This is a genomic window from Bacillus sp. RO1 (genome assembly GCF_012524115.1).
Lineage (GTDB): Bacteria > Bacillota > Bacilli > Bacillales > Bacillaceae_I > Sutcliffiella_A.
Map to the genome: position 1 here is coordinate 1 of NZ_JAAZWB010000072.1, position 19,163 is coordinate 19,163.

Genomic DNA, 19,163 nt, shown 5'->3' on the forward strand with positions numbered 1-19,163 from the left:
TGATTTTTAATTGATCCTTTAAGTAGAGGCGTGCAAGCGAAGTGGAACACGTAGCGCGGAAGAAAAAATACGCCAATCCAGTACAGATTAATGTCTATTTTATTGACAGAACTCCATCTTCGGTCAACTTCACAAAAACTTCGGACAATTACCATGATTTAAGCTTATACTTCAGCTAAAGCGGACACTTTCAGGGTACATAAGGACAAAACAACTAAATCCAAAGAGCAGCTATGCAATTAAGCCAATCCAACCTTCCCCTAAAATCAACGAAAAAACCACCGCAACCGAAAGTCCTCAAACTCCCGATCACGGTGGTCTACCCTAAATCAAAATTAGTTTACAATCGCCAATGAAAACGCCTGAGGTCCTTGAGGTACATTATATGCTTGAACCTCTACCGTATATGTCCCACTTTGTGGAGCATTGATAAACACGTTTTCGACGTTATTACGGCCGTCCCAATTATTATTGTAAGGAGCCGTAAAGTCGTTTCCTACATACTGAGTTCCGTTTGGAGCAGTGATTACCAAGTCAAGGTCATTCACAAGCGTTACAGATGCAGATGTGCTTGCAGGAGCATCAGACCAAACTAGAGAAATCTTAAGTGGCTTGCCTGCAGTTGCTGTGAAAGAATATGTTGCCTTCTGGCTAGTTGACAGAGAGCTTGTTTCGTTTACGAATGCAGTATTTAATGACTTATCCAATGTTACACGGCCCCAACCTTGGTTGCCGTTAGGGAAGCCAAGACCCACATCCGTTGCACCAGCGATCAAAGCAGCCTTTAATAGGGATGGCTTAGGTGTGATACCTCTGTTTTTGATAAAATGCTCACGTAATTGTGCCACGTTTCCAGCAACAATCGGTGTTGCCATGGAAGTTCCGCCCATGTACGCGTATTTGCTGTCATGATTTGCCCAGAAGGAAGAATCCGGTGCAAGAGAAGAACGTGCTGATAAGATAAATGTTCCAGGAGCCATTACGTCCGGCTTAATACGACCGTCACGAGTCGGTCCACGGGATGAGAACTGTGCAACATGGTTAATATTGTCCGCATAAGATCCAAAGCTAGGACGCAAGTTTTCAGTTGCTCCAACTGTGATGGCATTTTTCGCAGTACCAGGTGCACTGATAGTCCCGCTATTTGGTCCCTCATTTCCTGCCGCGAAAAGAACCGCCATATCATTTTTACGAACATAGTCATCGACATTTCTGGAATCTGTCGTATAAGCACCGTTTACCGCAGCACCCCATGAGTTCGTATGAATTCGAGCCCCGGCAGTGTACGCTTGACTGAATAAAGTGCTCAGGTTGGATGGAAGCCCGCCCAATCCACCGCTGCTATCCATGATGGATTGAAATACTAGATTTGCTTGTGGTGCCATTCCTTTATTGCTTGTTCCGTTTCCAAGAACAGATCCAGCAACGTGCGTCCCGTGACCGTTTGGATCGTCTGAATTATTTGTTCTCCCTAATGCATATAAAGCGGTAATTTTTCCGCGGAAAGCTTCGTGCATGGAGCTGTCGTTCCGACCAGTATCAAGGCCTGTATCGGCAACCGCGACTGTTTGTCCTTGTCCATATAATCCGTAGCTGCTCTGTGCTACATCCGCTTTGACGATGCCTCTAGCTACATCATTCATCACCTTATATTCCGGCTTAGGAGAGATGTAAAGAACATTATTGTTAGTGGCATATTCTACAACTTCATCTATGCCTTTGAAATTCATCTCTTTGTTATTATGCTTTGCGTCAAGTGCTACAGCTTTTACTAAAGCAGAAGCGCCTTTTGTAAATAAAAGTGGATCTACCTTATAAAGAGGCAAATACGGCTCTACTGATTCTAAGTGAGCAATGCCGTTTGTTGCCTTCGCAACATCACCTTTGTATTCCACGATGTAAGCATAGTCCGGTATGTAATCTACAATAGTTGCACCAGTAGATTCCAACTCTTTTCTCGTTTCTTCTAAAATAGGACCATCAAACTGCACAATGTAGAGGCTATTGTCTTTTGGCACGACCTCTAGCTTCTTTTGTAGACCTTTTGGGATTTTAACATTTTCTGTATCTGCTAGAAAAGAAGCTTCACCAATCTTTCCGTTTTTAGCAACTGCTTTCTGTTCTGTGATCTGGCTAACTCCTTTGAAATCTAGTTCAAAGTTGCTTGCTCCTCCAGTTGATGGACTGCTTAGCGCAACAGTTGATAGAATGGTTGCTGCTGATAAAACGGATAAAAACACTTTCTTAGATTGTTTCTTTTTCTTCATCCTCATGCTCATCTCCTCTCAATTGGTAACACAAGAATAATTTAGCATATTAAAGGAAGAATTTATATTGGGAAAATTCAGAATAAAAGACTGAAATAATAGCAGAAATAAGCATTTATTTTCCCAATGGAAAAGATTTGTAGATTTACTTTCATAAGTTGATAATCTAATAAGTGCTAAGTGGTATGAACACAAATTAAAAAACGCTCAAAACTGAGCGTTTTCACTGTTAAAAATCATATTCATCAATAATCTTCTTAGTAATTAGATCATAACCCTTTTCATTAGGATGCAAGGAATCACTGAAATATTTCTTTGACTTTTCCTTGAAAAGATCATTGGTCGAAATGAATTTTATGCGTTCATAGTCATTCACCAACCCTTGACTATTTGTGTTCCACTCATCAATGATACTTTCGTGCTTAGCAGAATCTGGATAGGAATTGTATAGCCCGAGAAATAATATCGGAACGTCTTGATTTTCTTGACGGATTGTCTTGAGGATTTCTTGTATATTCTTCTCATATTCCATAGCGCCTTCTTTTATTTCTTCCTTATTGATTCCTTTTAAGTCGCCGCCATTGCTTTGAATGAGATCATTGGTGCCAATAAAGAGAATGATATAATCAGCGTTGCGAATATCCTTCTGAATGTTAGTAAGTTTCACTTGCTTTACAACACCGTCTGCCTCTTGACCAGGAATACCGTAGTTTTTTACTTTAACGTTTGCGTCTTTCTCTTCCTGGATGAGCTTCTCTAAATTATCCACATATCCTTCACCGGACTTGTCACCGACACCATACGTCAATGAGTCACCTAGAGTGAGCATAGTTTTTGGTGAATGATCAGGTTGATTAGTTTCTTCATTTTTTTGGTAGCCACTATAAAAACCCGCCCCAATAAGGGCAACCACAATTAAGGCGGCAGCATAGATGATTGTTTTCTTCATAGGTGAACCTCCTCAATGTTGTAGAAGTTCCCTGTAATAAAAATAATTAAACAGGCTGTTCAAAACTTTTTCATTATCAGATTCGTTTATTTTAATAGAAAATTGTTTTAAGGAGGGAGATTAAATGAGTTACAAAAGAACCATTCCATTCGGCTTGGCCATCATATTTTTCTGCATCGCCACTTTCGCTTCTTGGTATGAAGGGAGCGAGTTGGTAGATAATTCGTTCGAATGGAAACATACGGCAGTTATTACATCCTGGTTAAATGATGGGGAAGTAGAGAGGGGGAATATATCTCAACTAGATTACTACGTTTACTCTATTAAATTCAAACCGATTTTTCCAGTTATCATGATGCTAAGTTTTATTTATATGGTCTTTGAAATTAGTCGGAAATTTCTGCAGCCTGGAATAAAACTGAACATATTTATGAGTATTCTTGGCGTTATTTTACTAACTGGAGCAGGATTGATATCCGGGTCTCCAACTTCTGGAGCAAATGTTTTTATGATGTCACAAGTATTGGTCGGAACTTTACTTATTGCTCTAGCAGTCTTCCTTCAATTTAGAAAAGTACAAATAGACTAATGTAAAAAGTGCTCTCCCAACAAGGAAGAGCACTTTTTAAATCAATATCTATTACCGTTCTTATCTACATAAACCGATTTCACAATTGTTCGTTCAAATTGATTTCCGTCTTTTGTGGTACCTTTGACATCAAGTGTAATAGTGTAGACACCTTCCTCTTTAAAGTCCACGTCTACCTTCCCTTTATTGGCAACCTTCATCCCGAAGTCTGCTTTCGCCTTACCATCTTTATTAATTTTCACATCTACATTCATATTTTTTACTTTTTGCCCTTTATTTTTCAGTTCAAATGTGGCATCCTCCAAAACAACCTCTTCATTAAGGTCTGTGTGGAAGCCAACGGTCATTAAGTAGGCAGCTTTATCTTTCTTCGCTTTTACGGTCCACTGTCCTTGTTCAGGGGAGGGGATTTGGAACGTATGGTGGTGTCCGCCTTTAAAAATTTCCTGATCGATGGAATGGGCAAAATTCGTATATACCTTTCCGGACGGACTAATCACTTCAATATCTTTAGTTTGTTTGTCGCTCAGCCAATCTAGGTCAATTTTTTGTACATTTTCCTCCACTGTAAAAGTTTGTTTCACTTCTTTTTGGAACTGACCGCCACGATGAAGTGCACTTATGTTGATTGGCTCCTGTTCCATTGGTTCAACAGTTGCAGCTGCCTCGGCAAGTGCAAAGCCGGCTGTCTGAGTAGTTGTAAGGTAAGGACGGAAGTATTGGAATGTACCACCTTCACGGACTGTTGTATGGTTCCAATTGCTTACTTTGACTTGCGTGCTATAGGTTAAACGGGAGTTATTGACGGTAACCGCACCATCATTAGAACCATAGGAACTTAAGTATAATCCACCCCAATAAAGAGCAGATCCGAACCCGCCCCAACTAGTTCCTGCTAAGGTATAAATTTTATTACGGTTTCTATTTGCATGATTATCCATTTGAGGTCGGTAGCTGTTCATATAACCGGTTTGAAGCGAGTAGGTTGCATCATTTTTACTACCAAGAATACTTGCAAGCCAGCTTGCCCAGCCACTGTAAGCAAGGTCTGCCAGCTGCGATCCATAATGAGGGGTGGATAGCGTGATGAGATTAGAAACATAAGGATGCGCTCCATAGTGAACAAGGGCGTTTTGAGAATCGATCCCCCCTTTACTATGCGCAACTATCACTATCTTCTTTTGGTTGAAATGATTGGATATATCACGGATTCGATTATTGATGATGGCACCATTGTCCCACATGTTCTTATCGGGATGAACATCGATGAACGCTGTTTCATATCCGTTATTCAAGGCTGTTTGATACATATTATTGTTTTCCCACCAAGTCTTTGATGAGCTGTTAATTCCGTGAACAAATACAAGAACCGGTTTGTTCGGATCGACATTACTTGGTGTATCCCCAACATACCACTGACCTGGCACACCACCAGGATTGTCTTTCCCACCAATGGTGCCGGCATTCACCGATACTGGTACAACTAGCAAAGCTACTAACAATAACATCACCAACCTTCTCATTTCAACACTCCTTTTGAATAAATTAGGAGATATCTCCCCATCTATTCTATCTGAAAAGGGAACGCTTTCAGAATAGATTTTAACAAAATGAGCGGAAGGACTTGGAGTATAAACTAAATTAATAGGAAAAAAGATACATATTCGACAGAAAGAAGCAGGATTTTTAGAATAATGAAAGAATTGTATGGAGTGGAGTTCAACTAATAACATAAAGAGGGTTGCAGATGATTTTTATTTTATGGGCTTTATTAAGCATAACTACAATTGGTAGTATTTATGGCATTGTAGTTGCGAGTTCAAAAGCAGAGCTGGTTGCAAGTATCATTTTTCTTGTACTAAGTATAATCGGACTGTTTGCGAGCATTCATTACTATATGAAAAGAAGCGATAAGAAAAAGAGAAGCGACGGAGGGTGTGATTGTTACTATTGTGATATTCCACTTCCAAGGTCTTCAGGAAAATCAAGTGGATTGGATTGCACAGACTGTGACTGCAATCCATTTAATTAAGGGGAATGAAAGATGAATCAATATATTCATGCAGTTATCACTTTGCGTTTTTTTCCCTGTCATAAAAGAAAAGAACGTTCACTTGTCATAGGGGGCAGGCAATTCCCTATGTGCTACAGATGTATGACAATATTGCTAGGGTACCTTGCTGTGATTCCATTATTATTGCTAGCGACAGACGTCTCATTTTTTAAGATGGTTCTATTCGGTATTTTACTGAACATTCCCATGGTTGTGGATGGCTACTCACAGCTCCGGGGCTGGAGAGTTAGCAACAATTTCCTTCGATCAATAACGGGGTTAATCAGTGGCATTGGTATGTCATGCATCATTGTAGCAGGTTCTACTCAATTTCATCGAGCGATTAAAGGTTTTGCTAATCTTATAGATTCTTGGATGATTTAGTGTAGGAAGTTTTTTAGAAATGGGGAAATGAAGATGAAAACAGTAGGGCGAGCTTTAGTTTACTTACTAGGATGTTTAGTGGTTCTAATTTTAAGTTTTTTCCTATTCAGCTTAATAGGTTATTTTCAATACTTGGTTTTTGTACCTGATGATTATATGTTATGGGTATTTAAATACCCGGCCTCTAGATTTATCATTATTATTGTCCTCTATTTATTTCTTGTATTCTTTTATTTTTATTATAGGAAATTTAGGGAGAAAACTCCGGTCACTAGAAAGCGAAGAGTTTTGTGGATCAGCTTCATTGTAATTAATATTATTGGATTTTATATTATCTTTTCTTCGGTCACCGTAATAACAGATCAGAAAATCATTGACCATTCATTCCTGCATCCACAAGGGAAGGAGTATGACTTTCATGATGTGGTCAAAATAGATGCTGGTGTCCGTGGTGATAGGTATTACTTTCCCTTCACACACAATAAAGGGGATTTTTATTACAAGATTGAACTAACTGATGGAAAAATAATAGATTTAAATGACGAAGCTGGCGGTTATGAAAATGAAGATGAACATCCGACTTTTGTTCTGAATAAACTTGATGCCCGTTTAATAGACATGGGGATAACTAAAGAATCAAGCATGGAGAATTACCAATACACCACAGAAAGTTTGGATAGGATGTATACAGATAAAATAAAAAGCATATTGGAACGAAAATAAGGCATTGCGCTTAGCAATGCCTATGCATGTTTGGAATTCACTAATACTCTTTGATAGATTTCATTATCTTCGAATATCTAGCAAGGTACAAGAAACAGATCTGGGTACAGTTATTTTGAAAATTGAATAACTCTGTTTATTACCTCTTTAATCATATCGATGGAACCTAATACATCATCTTTATTCTCAAGACTATGATCCCCGTTTTCTATCAAAAGTGTTCTTAATGCTGGATTAGACTTTAGGTTTGCGTATCGCTCTTCCCTGTAGCAGAAATCATTATCCCCAATAATACAAAGGGCATTATTTTCATTCTGTAACATAGCTTGGTATACATCATCTTTATGAAGCAATGGAGTGAGCCATATTAAATGTGCATGTTTGTAATCTGGATATTCCATCAGTCTGGACAATGCTATAGTACCAATTGATTTTCCTATCATTACACATTGATCATAGTCTTTATGCTTCAGGGTTTCCTCTAAAGTAAGTAGAACATTAGCAGTAAATCCATCTGCATCAAAAGGGTTAAGTTCCTCTTCATTAAACCGATAATTGACCTGAAGGATATCATACCCTTTGTTGAAGTAGTGTCCTGCAGAATAATGCAACAATGGTCCTTGAGAAGTGTAACCTGCTCCTGGTAATATGATGGCCACTTTTGTAGAGGTTTCTTTTTGTTTCATAAAATTAGTAGGATATCCTTTGACTTCTGATTTATGATTTTCTACTATCATCGTTTCACCCCAGAAATAAGTTTGAGAGAATTATATCATGTACATTATTGAATTAGGTAAAAATTGTATCAAGTTCCTTTTTTTATAGTCTGTTTTTTGGAATTTAATGCTAAAATAAATCATTAGAATTAGTAAAAGGAGAAGGTGGAATGCGGTAACAATTATAAAGGAGGAGAGATAATGTTTAATGGAATTATTCTTGCGATATTAGTAGTTTTGTTTTCTGTTCTTTTCGGTACCATGGGGATAGAAATCATGCTTTACACTTTTCTTATAGCCTCTATGTGTTTTAACATTTATATAGTTGTACAACTAAAAAAAGTTAGAAATGAAGTGAAAAAATTCAACTCCATGAAATAAGTTTGGAAACAAAGAAAAGAGGAGAGAAACTAAATGAAAATTAAAATTGATGATGTTACACACCCAGCTGTCATTGCTTTTGTTGAGGAGCATATGAGAAATTTAAATCTGCTCTCTCCACCAGAAAGCAACCATTATTTGGACTTAGATGCTTTGAGAAAACAAGATGTTACTTTTTGGAGTGTGTGGGAAGGTGAAGAAGTTATTGGATGTGGAGCTTTGAAGGAATTGGATGCAGTGAGTGGTGAGGTTAAATCCATGCGTACGTCTTCGAGTCACTTGAGAAAGGGGATCGGAGGACAGATTCTTCAATCCATTATTGATAAGGCCAATGAACGTGGGTATCAGAATTTATATCTTGAAACAGGTTCAATGGATGCCTTTTATCCCGCACAAAAACTATATAAAAGTTTTGGTTTTGACTTTTGTGAGCCGTTTGCTGATTACGTAGAGGATCCTAATTGTGTTTTTATGAGAAGGAAATTATAAAATATAGAAAAAAAGGAAGGTTTTGTTAAGTGTATTAGCGAATTTATTATAGCAACAAAATTTAAGTAGTTAGGTGGAATTCGCTATTAGTATTGCAATGGTAGATGTTAAAGTCAAAATGAATGGTCATGATTTAAATGACAGGGAAGTTAAAATCCTTGAAGTTTTCTTACTTAATTTAGCTGCTCAATCAAATGCTAGTTCAACTAAGATGGGAATGGCATTGAATCCTCTCGAAAAATTGGAAAATGACGAGATTTTGCATTACCGTTTTGCTTGGCAAACTTCCATTTCTGAGGAATTGTATGGGGAATTCAAAGAAGGACTGGAGCGAAGATTCTCAGGGGCTTTTAAAATGTGTGATCTTCCAGTGGGTGAGTTGTTATTTAAGGAAAACGCATATATTGAGAGTAGAGTACGTAAAACAGAAACGGTTTAAGAATTTTGTCTGTTTTCTAGGTATGCTGCATCATTCTACCTAGAAAAACTGAAAAAGTCCGAGAGACGACAAAATCCCAACTAAAGCAAAAAGAAGATAGTTGGTTGGATGAAGAGTTCCCGTTTGGCCCTAAACATAAAGCAAACAATTATTTTCGTTGGTTCCATGTCTTTGAAGATGAATTTAATCATCGAGGGCAAATTAGATTAATCTTGAGTCATATGAAAAGGACTAAAGACTAAACCAGTAAAAGGTGCTCATTCCTTCCCGGTGGCACCTTTTAATCTAAAGCTACTTCACAAACTCCTCAAGATACTCATCCTTTGCCTTCTTAACCACTCCGCTCAAAAACACAATCCCAATTATATTCGGTACCACAATGAAGAACAGCAGCAAGTCCAACAGTTCCCAGACAAACTTCAATCCACCAACTGCCCCGACCACTATGGCGGCAAGGTAGACAAACCTCATAACATAACGCATTTTGCGACCAAATAATAATTCAGCCTGACTTTCCCCGTAAAATATAATCACCCCAACGGTAGCTAACACAAAGAAAACAAGAAATACAGAGATGGATAGGGAGCTAAGCCAATCTGGCAACGTGGTTTTCATTGCATAAGACACCATTGACGCAGCTTTTTTCACGCCTACTTCTTTCCACACATCTGTTATCAACACTGTAAGCCCGGTGAGCGTACAAATGACCAAGGTATCAATAATTACCGCAATCATCCCCCAGAATGATTGTCTTACTGGCTGGTCCGTATCAGCAGAAGCGTAGGCGATTGCAGATGTCCCCATACCGGCCTCGCTGGTGTAAAGTCCACGCGCTAGACCCCATCGCATGGTTTGAACGACAGTTGCTCCTGCAAACACACCAACAGCTGAGGTCGGAGTAAATGCATCCTGAACAATTAATGAAAAAACTCCTGGAAGCTTGCCGATATTCATGCATATAATGGTGAGCGTCAACCCGACATATGTAAGAACAAATATTGGCAGTAATCTTGAACTGATTTTTCCGATTCGATCAATGCCGCCAAAAACGATAAAAGCGGTGACAATAGCCAGAATAACCCCAACTATTAGTAATGAAAAATTATATTCATTTTCCAATTGTACACTCACACTATTGGACTGAACCATGACACTTGGTACCACCTCAAGCATCAATCCAAACGCATAAAACCAGCCAAGTTTGTCCCAACGCAATCCTTTGGAAAGATAGTAAAAAGGACCGCCAACCCATTTTCCGTCTTTATTTTTTTCACGGTATGTAATTCCTAATACAAGCTCTGCAAAAATGGTGGACATACCAATGAATGCTACAATCCACATCCAAAACAAAGCTCCTGGACCTCCAAAAGCGATGGCAACCGGAACGCCGACAATATTGGTTGCACCAGCTGTGGCGCTCAATGCAGAAGTAAAAGCGGCAAACGGACTAATTCCTCCCGCTGAACCCGCTGTTTTTTTTCCTATTTGACCTAATGTCATCTTTACAATGTGAGGAAAGTAACGAAAAGGGAGAAAGCCAAGTCTGACCGTTAAAAAGAGCCCAGCAATCACAAATAAAATAATCATTGGGAAACCCCAGATAAATTCAGTGAACGTTGATAGCATGTGCTTCAAGTTAATTCCCCCCTCTACACTATCTTTTTCAAAAGGGAGGAATCTATTCTACAATATGAGGTTTAGAAATTTTGATAAGAATGGGTAGGCGGAGGCAGTTAGAAAAATTCCAGCACCCAGATTAACGGTTTTAAGAATTTTTTCTTTGATGAACGCTCGAGCAAAATGGACGGTAAAGGCGATATTTAGATTCCAAAGGAATATTCCGAGTAACAAGGAGAGGCAACCTACCAAAGCAAAGAGCCAGCTCTTCTCAGAGAGGGATTGGATGGAAGAACCGAAAATTCCAAACCAGAATACAAAGTTAATGGGATTAAAAGCAGCAATGCTAAATCCGACAATGAACGAATTTCTCTGCGTGGGTTGTCCAAGTTCAAGAATTCTCCTTTTGGCAAATGATTCATGGATAGTGGTAATACCAAGGTATAGTAATAAGCCTCCTCCTATCCCATACATGCATAACTCTACCCATTCAATTTGGAGATAGGGAGCCAAGCCAATTAAGATGATCAATAAAAAAATGATATCAGCAGTCATACCACCTAACCCTACAAGCCATGATGCATAAAATCCAGATGAAATTCCTCTTTTAATCATCTCTAAATTTATTGGCCCAACTGGAGCGGCCAAGCTAATTCCAAGTACCATAAAGTGCAGGACTGTCCAAATAATATCCATGTGAATTACTCCTAACTACAAGACTTGTCCATAAATTTATATGTAAAAGAAAAGCTGTTTCATGCATAGATGGAGAGATTTGTTCGTATTTATAATTAGTACTTTGTTTAACTAAAGGGGGAGAATGGATGCAGCAATTAGATTTGGAGGCAATATATCCACTAAAGAATATTCCTCCATGGGGAAGGCACGTCTTCTCTGAATTTTCGAAGGATATGTTGTCGGAGACTCGTCCGTTTCCATGTGTATTCGGAGTAGAAGGGTTTAAACAAGGTTCACTCCGTTTTACGTTTATTGAAAGTCCAACTTGTCCCAATGCAATGGAGAACTTGGCTGGTGCATTGAAACTATATTTGGAAGAAGCGAGGGGACTTGGAAAAAACACCTCGTTTGTTGCTTTCTTTAAGCCAGAAGAGGAAAAAACGTTGGAACAGTATGAAAAACAATTTTGGGGCATTCTTCAGCGTCTCCATCAGTTGGATGAAAAGGAATGGCCGCAAAATATCCCTGCAGATCCAGATCATCATTTATGGGAATTTTCCTTTCATGATGAACCTATATTCGTTGTATGTAACACTCCTGTACATGAAAAACGGGCAAGTAGGAAAGCTGCAACGTTTATGATCACTTTCCAGCCAAGATGGGTGTTTGACGGTATAAGTGGAGAAACCCAAATTGGAAAGCTGTTTCAAAAAACGGTCAGGGATCGTTTGGAAGTGTATGATAGTGTGCCTGCTCACCCTTCCCTTAACTGGTACGGTAAAACGGAAACAAGAGAATGGAGGCAGTACTTCTTAATGGATGACAATAATATGGAAACCTCAAAATGTCCGTTTCACGCGTCTTTGGAGAAAGAGAAAAGAGATACTGAAAAAATTGCTTATTCTTTTTCCTCAGATTTTAAAGAATTTCGTGTAGAACGTGGGGTAGGTGGCAGCCTTGAAAAAGTAACGATGGAACTGTTACCAATCAAGGGAACAGGATATGTGGAAGTTCAGAAAGATGAGCCTTTCAAAGCACATCCTACTCATACCCATCCAACAAACGAGATTTTACATATACTGGATGGTAGTGTTTCAATAGAGGTTGGTGGGGACCTCGTTACTTGTCAAAAGGGAGATCGGATTTACTTACCAAAAGACACGGTACACGGTTCCTTAGCAGGAATTGATGGGTGCTTATATGTCATTGCGGTTTTGAAATAATGTTTTAACTCCATTCTCTATTATTGGAATGGAGTTTTTCTGTTGTACGGGGAAGAATATATATAAGTGGTCATTCCATAACTTTCAAATAGTAGCTGAAACTTCCATTTATCTCGAAAGTATATATTTTGACATTGAGATATTCGTGTGTTAAAAATAATTAGTAAATAAATTTCAACAAAAAGAAGGAGAGAGTTCTTCATGAATAACACAACTACTAAATCAGCCATACAAACGATGAAAGAACGTCATTCCGTACGCAAATATACTCAATATGATATGCCACAAAAGGATCTTCAAGATATATTAGAGGCAACCATTACGGCACCATCTTCATGGAACCTACAGCATTGGAAATTCCTTGTCATTCAATCGGAAGGTCAGAAAGAAAAACTATTACCAATTGCCTATAATCAACAGCAAGTAGTGGATAGCTCTGTCACTATTGCAGTTTTAGGTGATCTGGAAGCTAATCAAAATGCGGAGAAAGTATATGGAGAAGTGGTGAAGAAAGGTTTCATGACTCCAGAAGTAAAAGAAATCTTAACAAATCAAATTCATGGAGCATATACAAATGATCAGTTTGCGCGTGATGAAGCGGTTATGAACGGTGCTCTTGCTTCAATGCAATTGATGCTAGCTGCCAAAGAAAAAGGATATGATACCGTACCAATGGGCGGATTCGATAAAGTAGCATTCAGAAAAGAATTTAAAATCCCAGAGCGCTACGTCCCTGTCATGTTAATATCTGTTGGAAAAGCGGCTGCAGAAGCACACGGTACATTGCGATTCCCACTTGATGAAGTTGTAACATATGAAACTTTTTAAGTAGTATATATAAAAAGGACTCACTTTTATAAGCGGTGAGTCCTTTTAGCATAAAGCATCATTTACTTATATAAAAATTCAAACATGACTGGAAGCCTCTCGCGCCAAGCCGCTTCGTTATGAATCGCATCCTCTACAACATCAAAGCGCACGTTCTCGATTTTCTCAGCCAACAAATCATACACACTTTGACTGGAGTCGATGTAAATTTGATGATTGATAAATGAAGTATCTTCCTTTGTACCAACATCCAAATAAAATCGTTCAACTTTACTTAAATCACGTTCTTTTATGTATGCTTCCATTTCAGGTTGATTAATCCAATAGGCAGAAGACAGGGAAGCAATCTTCTTATAAATATGAGGGTATTTACATGCAGCGTAAGTGGAAATTAGACCACCCATTGAACTACCAGCCATCGCAGTCTCTTCCGGAAGTGTTCGATATTTTTCATCAATCAAAGGCTTTAATTCAAACGTTAGATAATCAATATATTCTTTACCTTTACCACCTGTAAGGTTCTCATCATTGAAAAGCCTCTGTCCAAGCTCTTTATTTTCCCATGGCGCATATTCGTTAAACCGCTCATACCCTTCATGATTGCAATCAATACCTACCACAATAATTTCAAGGTCGGACTGTTGTTCTAAATAGTCCTTTATTCCCCAGCTCACTCCAAAGCTTGCTTCACTATCAATGAACAAGTTTTGTCCATCGTGCATATACAAAACAGGATATCGCTTGTCCGATGTTTCATACCCATCAGGTAAGAGGACACTTACTCTTCGTTCAGATTGGAAAGGGGTGATATTAACATTAAAATATTCAAGCATGTTGTTACGCTCCTCCGTATTTATATTACTTTTATTATAGTAGTAAATAGAAAAGGAAGGTAGAAAAACTTAGAGAAAACTTACTTACATAAGAAAAGGACAGTGACATTCACACCGTCCTCGTTCCATACTTATTTTAAATGTTTCCTCAATAATTCAATATGCTGCTTATGCTCGTTCAATATAGATTGAACGATATTCCTGCTCTCCAAATCCAAATCACCCTTTACAAATTCGGCCATCATATCGGATCCGAATTCCTCGCCATGTATGGCACCTTCAATAATAGCACGAGAATCCTTCGGGTAGCCTTTTACCTGTTGAACTCTTTCCTGAAAAGCTCCGACAAGGCCAACATCATCGACCGCCTCGCCTCCCAAGTTCTGAATTCTTTCTGCTACAAAAATAGCATGCATCTTATGGTTCTGCTGAATTGTTTGCAAATCCTTCTTTATCGCTTCATCTTGTGTATTTTTAATATAATGTTCATACGCATGAATGCCCATAAATTCCCCTTCAAGAAAAGCATTCAATTCCTTAATTTGCTCATCCATTCCTTTCACTCCTTCCAAATTGTCGCTATCTTTATGATTCAATTAACAATAGGAAATTATTCTGTGGAACGAAAAAGGAACAACCATTGATATGATTGCTCCTTAGGAATTACTATTCGATTCCAAACCCGATTTCGTCCAAAAATTCATCAATCGCCTTTTCGTACTCCTCGCGATTTTCAGAGTAACTCATCGCATGCATCCCGTTTCTCGCAACATACAGTTGCTTTTTCCCTTTCTTCTTTTCGAAAAGTTGCTGGGTCATCATAATGGGAATAAAATCGTCTGGTTCACTGTGGATGAACAGGACTGGATTTTCGATGTTTTCTATAACATTGATTGGTGAGACATCACGGATGGAGTACTTATCTCTTATGCGTAAAAAAGTGTTGGCAATTGGCATAACAAGCTGTTTCGGAATCTTGAAATCCGCTTTTAATCGATAGGTCAATTGCTCCTCCAAATCAGAAAACGGACAGTCCGCTATATAAAAATCAGCACCATCCTCAATGGCTCCTGCATACATCAAAAGCGTGGCAGCACCCATTGATTCCCCGTGTATCCCGATGATTGCGTCACTTCCCGCTTGTTCGCGAACCCAGTCCACGACGGCTTTTAAATCGTGCTTTTCATAAAATCCATAGCTTGTTGTCTTACCACCGGATTTCCCATGTCTTCGGTGATCATATAAAACGACATTCCAGCCTCTTTCCAGAAAGATATTCATGTATTTAATGGAATTGAGGGTGTTCTGCGTCACACCATGACTGAAAATCATATATCGTGTAGACCCTGATACGTCAAACGTTTCCCCGTAAATATTGTAGCCAAGGGGGGAGGCGATAGTAAGTTCTCGTTTTGGCAATTTGGTATAAAGGTCTTCTTTATAGTGTCCGAGCAGTGTTTCCCGTTGTAAAATTTCTTCATTTGTTTTTTTACGAATGTACATTACTTTATTGGTAAAAAAAATGCCGACAAATAGAATATAGGAAAGTAAAATACCCATAACAATTAAAATGCGTTTTAGCTGTTTCACCGAAAAACCTCCAAAAAGGATATATATACCATAGTTTATCATTTGGATTAGCCTGAAGGGAAATGGGAGGAGTGAGAGTGGGAAAATTTTCTTAAAATTAATCATTTGTTTATGATATGCTTTTGAGAAAAGAGGTGTATAAGAGATGCAAGTAAATCAATTTCAACGATTATCTTCCTTTCAAGCTGCAGAGAAAATCATAGATAAATTTTTTCCTGATTGTGAAGGAGCCATACTCGCTGGCAGTGTGGTGCGTGGTCAGGAAAACCCAACATCAGATTTGGATATTGTGGTCTTTGATCAAAAGTTACCTGCTTCTTATAGAGAATCTTTTGTTGAGTTTGGATGGCCGATTGAATTATTCTGCCATAATCTAAAGTCCTATCAAGCCTTTTTTAAAAGTGATTGTGAAAGGGCAAGACCATGTTTGCCAAGAATGATTTCAGAGGGGGTCGTTCTCAAGGATAAGGGTATTTTAGATGGAATAAAAAAAGAAGCGGAAACACTTTTACATGCTGGTCCAGAAAAATGGGATATAGCAACAATTAAGTTGAAACAATATTTTCTTACCGATGTACTTGATGATTTTATTGGATCTTCGAATCGATCTGAGTCAATATTTATTGCTGGGACCCTTGCGGACCTCGCAGCGGAGTTTACCTTGAGAACCAATAAAAGGTGGATTGGTACCTCTAAATGGATTAGTCGTTCTCTTGCTGAATATGATGAGAACTTCGCAGAGGCATTTACGCAAGCATTCGATTTATTTTATAGTAAGAATGATAAAAGCAAGGCAATCCATATTGTGGAGAGTATATTGGAACCGTATGGTGGTAGGTTGTTTGAGGGTTTTTCACTAGGTAAGAATCAATAAGTGATATACTAGCACTAAAACTTTTTAGAAAGGGTGTGGAACCAAGATGAAAATATCGGACCTACATCATGTCAGCCTAGCGGTGAAAGACATTGTAGAGGCAAAACACTTTTATGGAACACTTCTTGGGTTTCCTGAGCTAAAACGACCAGATTTTGATTTTCCTGGAGCATGGTATGAGGTGGGTACCGCGCAACTTCATTTGATTGAAAATAAACAGGCAGAAACGTTGAGACACGAAAAAAATATCGACAGTAGAGATGGACATTTTGCCGTCAGGGTGGAGGATTATAAACAAACGGTGGAATTTCTTCAAAGTAAAGGCATTGAAATAGTGGAAAAACCTAAGAGCAAAAGTGGTTTTGCCCAAATCTTTTGTATGGATCCCTCGAATAATTTAATTGAATTCAACGTGGATCAGAAGGACTTAAATGGAAGGGAGTAGTCACTGTTTAACTACTCCCTTTCTTTTGGCAAACATAGACCATTTGTGGACTATTAGCGGTTAATGAACTTTTATTCCAGTCTCCGTATTCATGCAATACCTTAAATCCATGTTCATTTAAAAGCCGGCGCATCTCCAATGGGAACACATAACGTAATGAAATTTTATCTTTCTCTATCGAATCTAAATTTGTGTCCTTAAAAAACTTTCGTTCCGTCTCACAGTGAAGGATTTGTGTCAGAGGATTATAAGTTTCTTTGTGATACTCGCTCACCTGCATACCATTGGAATGCTTAAAGTGCTCTTCATACACATCCACCTTTGATAACTCATCCAGATTCGGATTTCTTGTATCAAAAATAAATATCCCTCCATCTTCTAGTTGTCGGTGGACGGATTGAAAGAGGGCATCTTGTACCTCATTGGTCAAGAAATGTTGAAAGGAGTTGCCACTCATGAACATTAACTTAGTAGATTGTTTAAGAGATAACTCTGTGCAGTCCTGTAAGAACCATTGAATGGTCAAATTCTTACCATTAGCTTTGGTTTTAGCACGTTCCAGCATCCCTTTATGAATATCCACACCAAACATTTCATATCCCTTTTCAGCCAGTGGAATAGTCAATCTTCCTGTACCACACGCCAATTCAATAATAGGACCACTCTCCGGTACCCATTCTAGAATTAGTGGCAAATCTACTAAATAGTCTTCATGTATTCGATCATACTCGATGGCGTCTGCATATTTCTCTAAGTTATCTCTGAAAATACTATTCATCATGCCACCTTTTTGTTTCTTAAAACTGTAATAAACCCATCTAAAATCTCATGACTTATAAAAAAGCCCTTTCGTTTATAAAACTCAAGTGCCTGCTCATTTCCATTGGATACAAAGATAAAATAATCTTCCACTTCATTGAAACTCTGTAGCCAATCCATCGACATGGAAAACAGTTTTGAACCAATTCCGTATCGGCGGTATTTGTCCTTTATGTAGAATTGAGACAAGCATCCAACATAAGTTTTCCTTACGGATTTCATGTCAAAAAAAGTGGCAAACTCAGACGAATAGACCTCTTTTGGAGAAATGTTTGAATAAACATAGCCAATCACTTCATCTTGATCTTTAACAACCACCACATAATTGTGTTGAGCTTTTTCTACAGACGGAATTAATCGCGTTTCATATGACATGTCGTCAAAACGCTCTGGTGTAATATGCGCCAATGATTTCTGGTATATCATTAACTCATTACAAATCTCTTTACAAGTTTCTAACCTATCAATTGGTAATATTTCATATGTAAAATTCACTATTATCACCCCTTTAACATTATAGTATAAAAAAGTGAAAATTCTCTACTTTCTCTATCTATGTTGTGGCTATAATAAGAGAGAGAAAACTTTATTCGGCTAGGGATACCTATCCAGAGGGAGGAAGCATGAAACTAGGAGCATTTTCAGTCAGCTTAACAGTTAAAGACATACATAAATCAAAAGAATTTTATGAGTGTCTAGGATTTGAAGTATTTGGTGGTGAGATCAGCCAAAACTGGTTGATTATGAAAAATGAAGATTGTATTATCGGCCTTTTCCAAGGGATGTTTGAGAAAAATATTTTGACATTCAATCCAGGCTGGAATCAAAATGCAGATAACATGGATGCATTTACGGATGTCAGAGACCTTCAAAAGAGTCTCAAGGAAAAAGGAATCAAAATTCTTACAGAGGCAGACGAATCCAGTGAAGGCCCAGCTAGTTTCACCATAGAAGATCCAGACGGCAATCCTATCCTAATTGATCAACATAGATAAAAAAAGTCGACTTGAATAGGGAAGATATCCCTCATCAAGTCGATTTTTTATTTTAACGATTAAAAATTTCATCCCAGCTATTTACCATGTTCCAAGAAAATTTAGGCAGCAATTCAAAAATATTTTGGTCGGTTAATACAGCCGCAACCATAATGGTTGTGAAAAATAAGCCTGTCATTAAAGTTAGTAATACGTATGTTTCCATAGACTTTTTGAGCTCGGTTTTCTGATTCAATGTCTTTCCTCTTTTCAGTGATTTAGTTTTAATTAG

At 38.2% G+C, this 19,163-nt stretch carries 24 protein-coding genes; 12 read left to right on the forward strand and 12 right to left on the reverse strand.

Annotation, left to right across the window (positions count from 1 at the left end; genetic code table 11):
* Positions 1-335 precede the first annotated feature (335 nt).
* Both HC179_RS10640 and HC179_RS10645 read right to left on the reverse strand, forming a co-directional pair.
* Positions 336-2,267, reverse strand: a complete 1,932-nt coding sequence (locus HC179_RS10640) for a S8 family serine peptidase (RefSeq protein ID WP_168864284.1) — start codon at positions 2,265-2,267, stop codon at positions 336-338.
* Positions 2,268-2,496: 229 nt separating this feature from the next.
* On the reverse strand, positions 2,497-3,216 hold the full coding sequence (locus tag HC179_RS10645) for a DUF459 domain-containing protein (protein ID WP_168864285.1): 720 nt from the start codon (positions 3,214-3,216) through the stop codon (positions 2,497-2,499).
* 124 nt (positions 3,217-3,340) lie between these two features.
* Between HC179_RS10645 and HC179_RS10650 the strand changes: the two genes are divergently transcribed.
* Positions 3,341-3,805, forward strand: coding sequence for a DUF4306 domain-containing protein (locus HC179_RS10650; RefSeq protein WP_168864286.1), 465 nt, complete (start codon positions 3,341-3,343; stop codon positions 3,803-3,805).
* A 41-nt stretch (positions 3,806-3,846) separates the two neighbouring features.
* Here HC179_RS10650 and HC179_RS10655 read toward each other — a convergent pair whose 3' ends face one another.
* On the reverse strand, positions 3,847-5,328 hold the full coding sequence (locus HC179_RS10655) for an esterase/lipase family protein (RefSeq protein ID WP_168864287.1): 1,482 nt from the start codon (positions 5,326-5,328) through the stop codon (positions 3,847-3,849).
* A 218-nt stretch (positions 5,329-5,546) separates the two neighbouring features.
* Between HC179_RS10655 and HC179_RS10660 the strand changes: the two genes are divergently transcribed.
* Genes HC179_RS10660 through HC179_RS10670 form a run of 3 tightly spaced genes read left to right on the forward strand, consistent with a single transcriptional unit; the run spans position 5,547 to position 6,965 of the window.
* Positions 5,547-5,837 (forward strand): hypothetical protein, encoded by a 291-nt coding sequence (locus tag HC179_RS10660; RefSeq protein ID WP_168864288.1) that lies wholly within the window; start codon positions 5,547-5,549, stop codon positions 5,835-5,837.
* Between the two features lie 12 nt (positions 5,838-5,849).
* Positions 5,850-6,242, forward strand: a complete 393-nt coding sequence (locus tag HC179_RS10665; protein WP_168864289.1) for a DUF2085 domain-containing protein — start codon at positions 5,850-5,852, stop codon at positions 6,240-6,242.
* Between the two features lie 33 nt (positions 6,243-6,275).
* Positions 6,276-6,965 (forward strand): hypothetical protein, encoded by a 690-nt coding sequence (locus HC179_RS10670; RefSeq protein WP_168864290.1) that lies wholly within the window; start codon positions 6,276-6,278, stop codon positions 6,963-6,965.
* A gap of 110 nt (positions 6,966-7,075) precedes the next feature.
* On the opposite strand, the gene HC179_RS10675 is transcribed toward HC179_RS10670, so the two are convergent.
* Positions 7,076-7,702 (reverse strand): alpha/beta hydrolase, encoded by a 627-nt coding sequence (locus HC179_RS10675; protein WP_168864291.1) that lies wholly within the window; start codon positions 7,700-7,702, stop codon positions 7,076-7,078.
* A gap of 180 nt (positions 7,703-7,882) precedes the next feature.
* On the opposite strand from HC179_RS10675, the gene HC179_RS10680 reads away from it, so the two are divergent.
* The 3 genes from HC179_RS10680 to HC179_RS10690 all read left to right on the forward strand — a co-directional run bounded on the left by HC179_RS10680 (position 7,883) and on the right by HC179_RS10690 (position 8,990).
* Positions 7,883-8,062, forward strand: a complete 180-nt coding sequence (locus HC179_RS10680; protein ID WP_168864292.1) for a hypothetical protein — start codon at positions 7,883-7,885, stop codon at positions 8,060-8,062.
* A gap of 33 nt (positions 8,063-8,095) precedes the next feature.
* Positions 8,096-8,551, forward strand: coding sequence for a GNAT family N-acetyltransferase (locus tag HC179_RS10685; RefSeq protein ID WP_168864293.1), 456 nt, complete (start codon positions 8,096-8,098; stop codon positions 8,549-8,551).
* Positions 8,552-8,669: 118 nt separating this feature from the next.
* Positions 8,670-8,990, forward strand: coding sequence for a hypothetical protein (locus HC179_RS10690; RefSeq protein WP_168864294.1), 321 nt, complete (start codon positions 8,670-8,672; stop codon positions 8,988-8,990).
* Positions 8,991-9,281: 291 nt separating this feature from the next.
* Here HC179_RS10690 and HC179_RS10695 read toward each other — a convergent pair whose 3' ends face one another.
* Both HC179_RS10695 and HC179_RS10700 read right to left on the reverse strand, forming a co-directional pair.
* A complete protein-coding gene (locus tag HC179_RS10695) occupies positions 9,282-10,616 on the reverse strand; it encodes an alanine/glycine:cation symporter family protein (RefSeq protein WP_168864330.1) in 1,335 nt (444 codons plus the stop codon).
* Positions 10,617-10,673: 57 nt separating this feature from the next.
* Positions 10,674-11,303 carry a LysE family transporter gene (locus HC179_RS10700; protein WP_168864295.1) on the reverse strand — a complete coding sequence of 210 codons (630 nt, stop codon included), beginning with the start codon at positions 11,301-11,303 and terminating at the stop codon, positions 10,674-10,676.
* Positions 11,304-11,431: 128 nt separating this feature from the next.
* On the opposite strand from HC179_RS10700, the gene HC179_RS10705 reads away from it, so the two are divergent.
* Together HC179_RS10705 and HC179_RS10710 are read left to right on the forward strand one after the other, a co-directional pair.
* A complete protein-coding gene (locus tag HC179_RS10705) occupies positions 11,432-12,508 on the forward strand; it encodes a YqcI/YcgG family protein (RefSeq protein WP_205825292.1) in 1,077 nt (358 codons plus the stop codon).
* 201 nt (positions 12,509-12,709) lie between these two features.
* On the forward strand, positions 12,710-13,336 hold the full coding sequence (locus HC179_RS10710) for a nitroreductase family protein (RefSeq protein WP_168864296.1): 627 nt from the start codon (positions 12,710-12,712) through the stop codon (positions 13,334-13,336).
* A gap of 62 nt (positions 13,337-13,398) precedes the next feature.
* On the opposite strand, the gene HC179_RS10715 is transcribed toward HC179_RS10710, so the two are convergent.
* The 3 genes from HC179_RS10715 to HC179_RS10725 all read right to left on the reverse strand — a co-directional run bounded on the left by HC179_RS10715 (position 13,399) and on the right by HC179_RS10725 (position 15,801).
* Positions 13,399-14,169 carry an alpha/beta hydrolase gene (locus HC179_RS10715; protein WP_168864297.1) on the reverse strand — a complete coding sequence of 257 codons (771 nt, stop codon included), beginning with the start codon at positions 14,167-14,169 and terminating at the stop codon, positions 13,399-13,401.
* Between the two features lie 131 nt (positions 14,170-14,300).
* Positions 14,301-14,723 (reverse strand): ferritin-like domain-containing protein, encoded by a 423-nt coding sequence (locus HC179_RS10720; RefSeq protein ID WP_168864298.1) that lies wholly within the window; start codon positions 14,721-14,723, stop codon positions 14,301-14,303.
* Between the two features lie 112 nt (positions 14,724-14,835).
* Positions 14,836-15,801: an alpha/beta hydrolase gene (locus HC179_RS10725; RefSeq protein WP_481747968.1), complete on the reverse strand. Its 966-nt coding sequence runs from the start codon at positions 15,799-15,801 to the stop codon at positions 14,836-14,838.
* Positions 15,802-15,904: 103 nt separating this feature from the next.
* Here HC179_RS10725 and HC179_RS10730 point away from each other — a divergent pair, with 103 nt between their 5' ends.
* Positions 15,905-16,633: a nucleotidyltransferase domain-containing protein gene (locus tag HC179_RS10730; RefSeq protein ID WP_168864299.1), complete on the forward strand. Its 729-nt coding sequence runs from the start codon at positions 15,905-15,907 to the stop codon at positions 16,631-16,633.
* A 46-nt stretch (positions 16,634-16,679) separates the two neighbouring features.
* Positions 16,680-17,078, forward strand: coding sequence for a VOC family protein (locus HC179_RS10735; RefSeq protein ID WP_168864300.1), 399 nt, complete (start codon positions 16,680-16,682; stop codon positions 17,076-17,078).
* Positions 17,079-17,085: 7 nt separating this feature from the next.
* On the opposite strand, the gene HC179_RS10740 is transcribed toward HC179_RS10735, so the two are convergent.
* Positions 17,086-17,859, reverse strand: a complete 774-nt coding sequence (locus HC179_RS10740; protein WP_168864301.1) for a class I SAM-dependent methyltransferase — start codon at positions 17,857-17,859, stop codon at positions 17,086-17,088.
* Positions 17,856-18,392: a GNAT family N-acetyltransferase gene (locus tag HC179_RS10745; RefSeq protein ID WP_168864302.1), complete on the reverse strand. Its 537-nt coding sequence runs from the start codon at positions 18,390-18,392 to the stop codon at positions 17,856-17,858. Before HC179_RS10745 ends, HC179_RS10740 begins: the two co-directional genes overlap by 4 nt.
* Positions 18,393-18,520: 128 nt before the next feature.
* Between HC179_RS10745 and HC179_RS10750 the strand changes: the two genes are divergently transcribed.
* Positions 18,521-18,892 (forward strand): VOC family protein, encoded by a 372-nt coding sequence (locus HC179_RS10750; protein ID WP_168864303.1) that lies wholly within the window; start codon positions 18,521-18,523, stop codon positions 18,890-18,892.
* A gap of 52 nt (positions 18,893-18,944) precedes the next feature.
* On the opposite strand, the gene HC179_RS10755 is transcribed toward HC179_RS10750, so the two are convergent.
* Entirely contained in the window at positions 18,945-19,127 is a 183-nt protein-coding gene (locus tag HC179_RS10755; protein WP_168864304.1) for a hypothetical protein, read from the reverse strand.
* Positions 19,128-19,163: the final 36 nt, after the last annotated feature.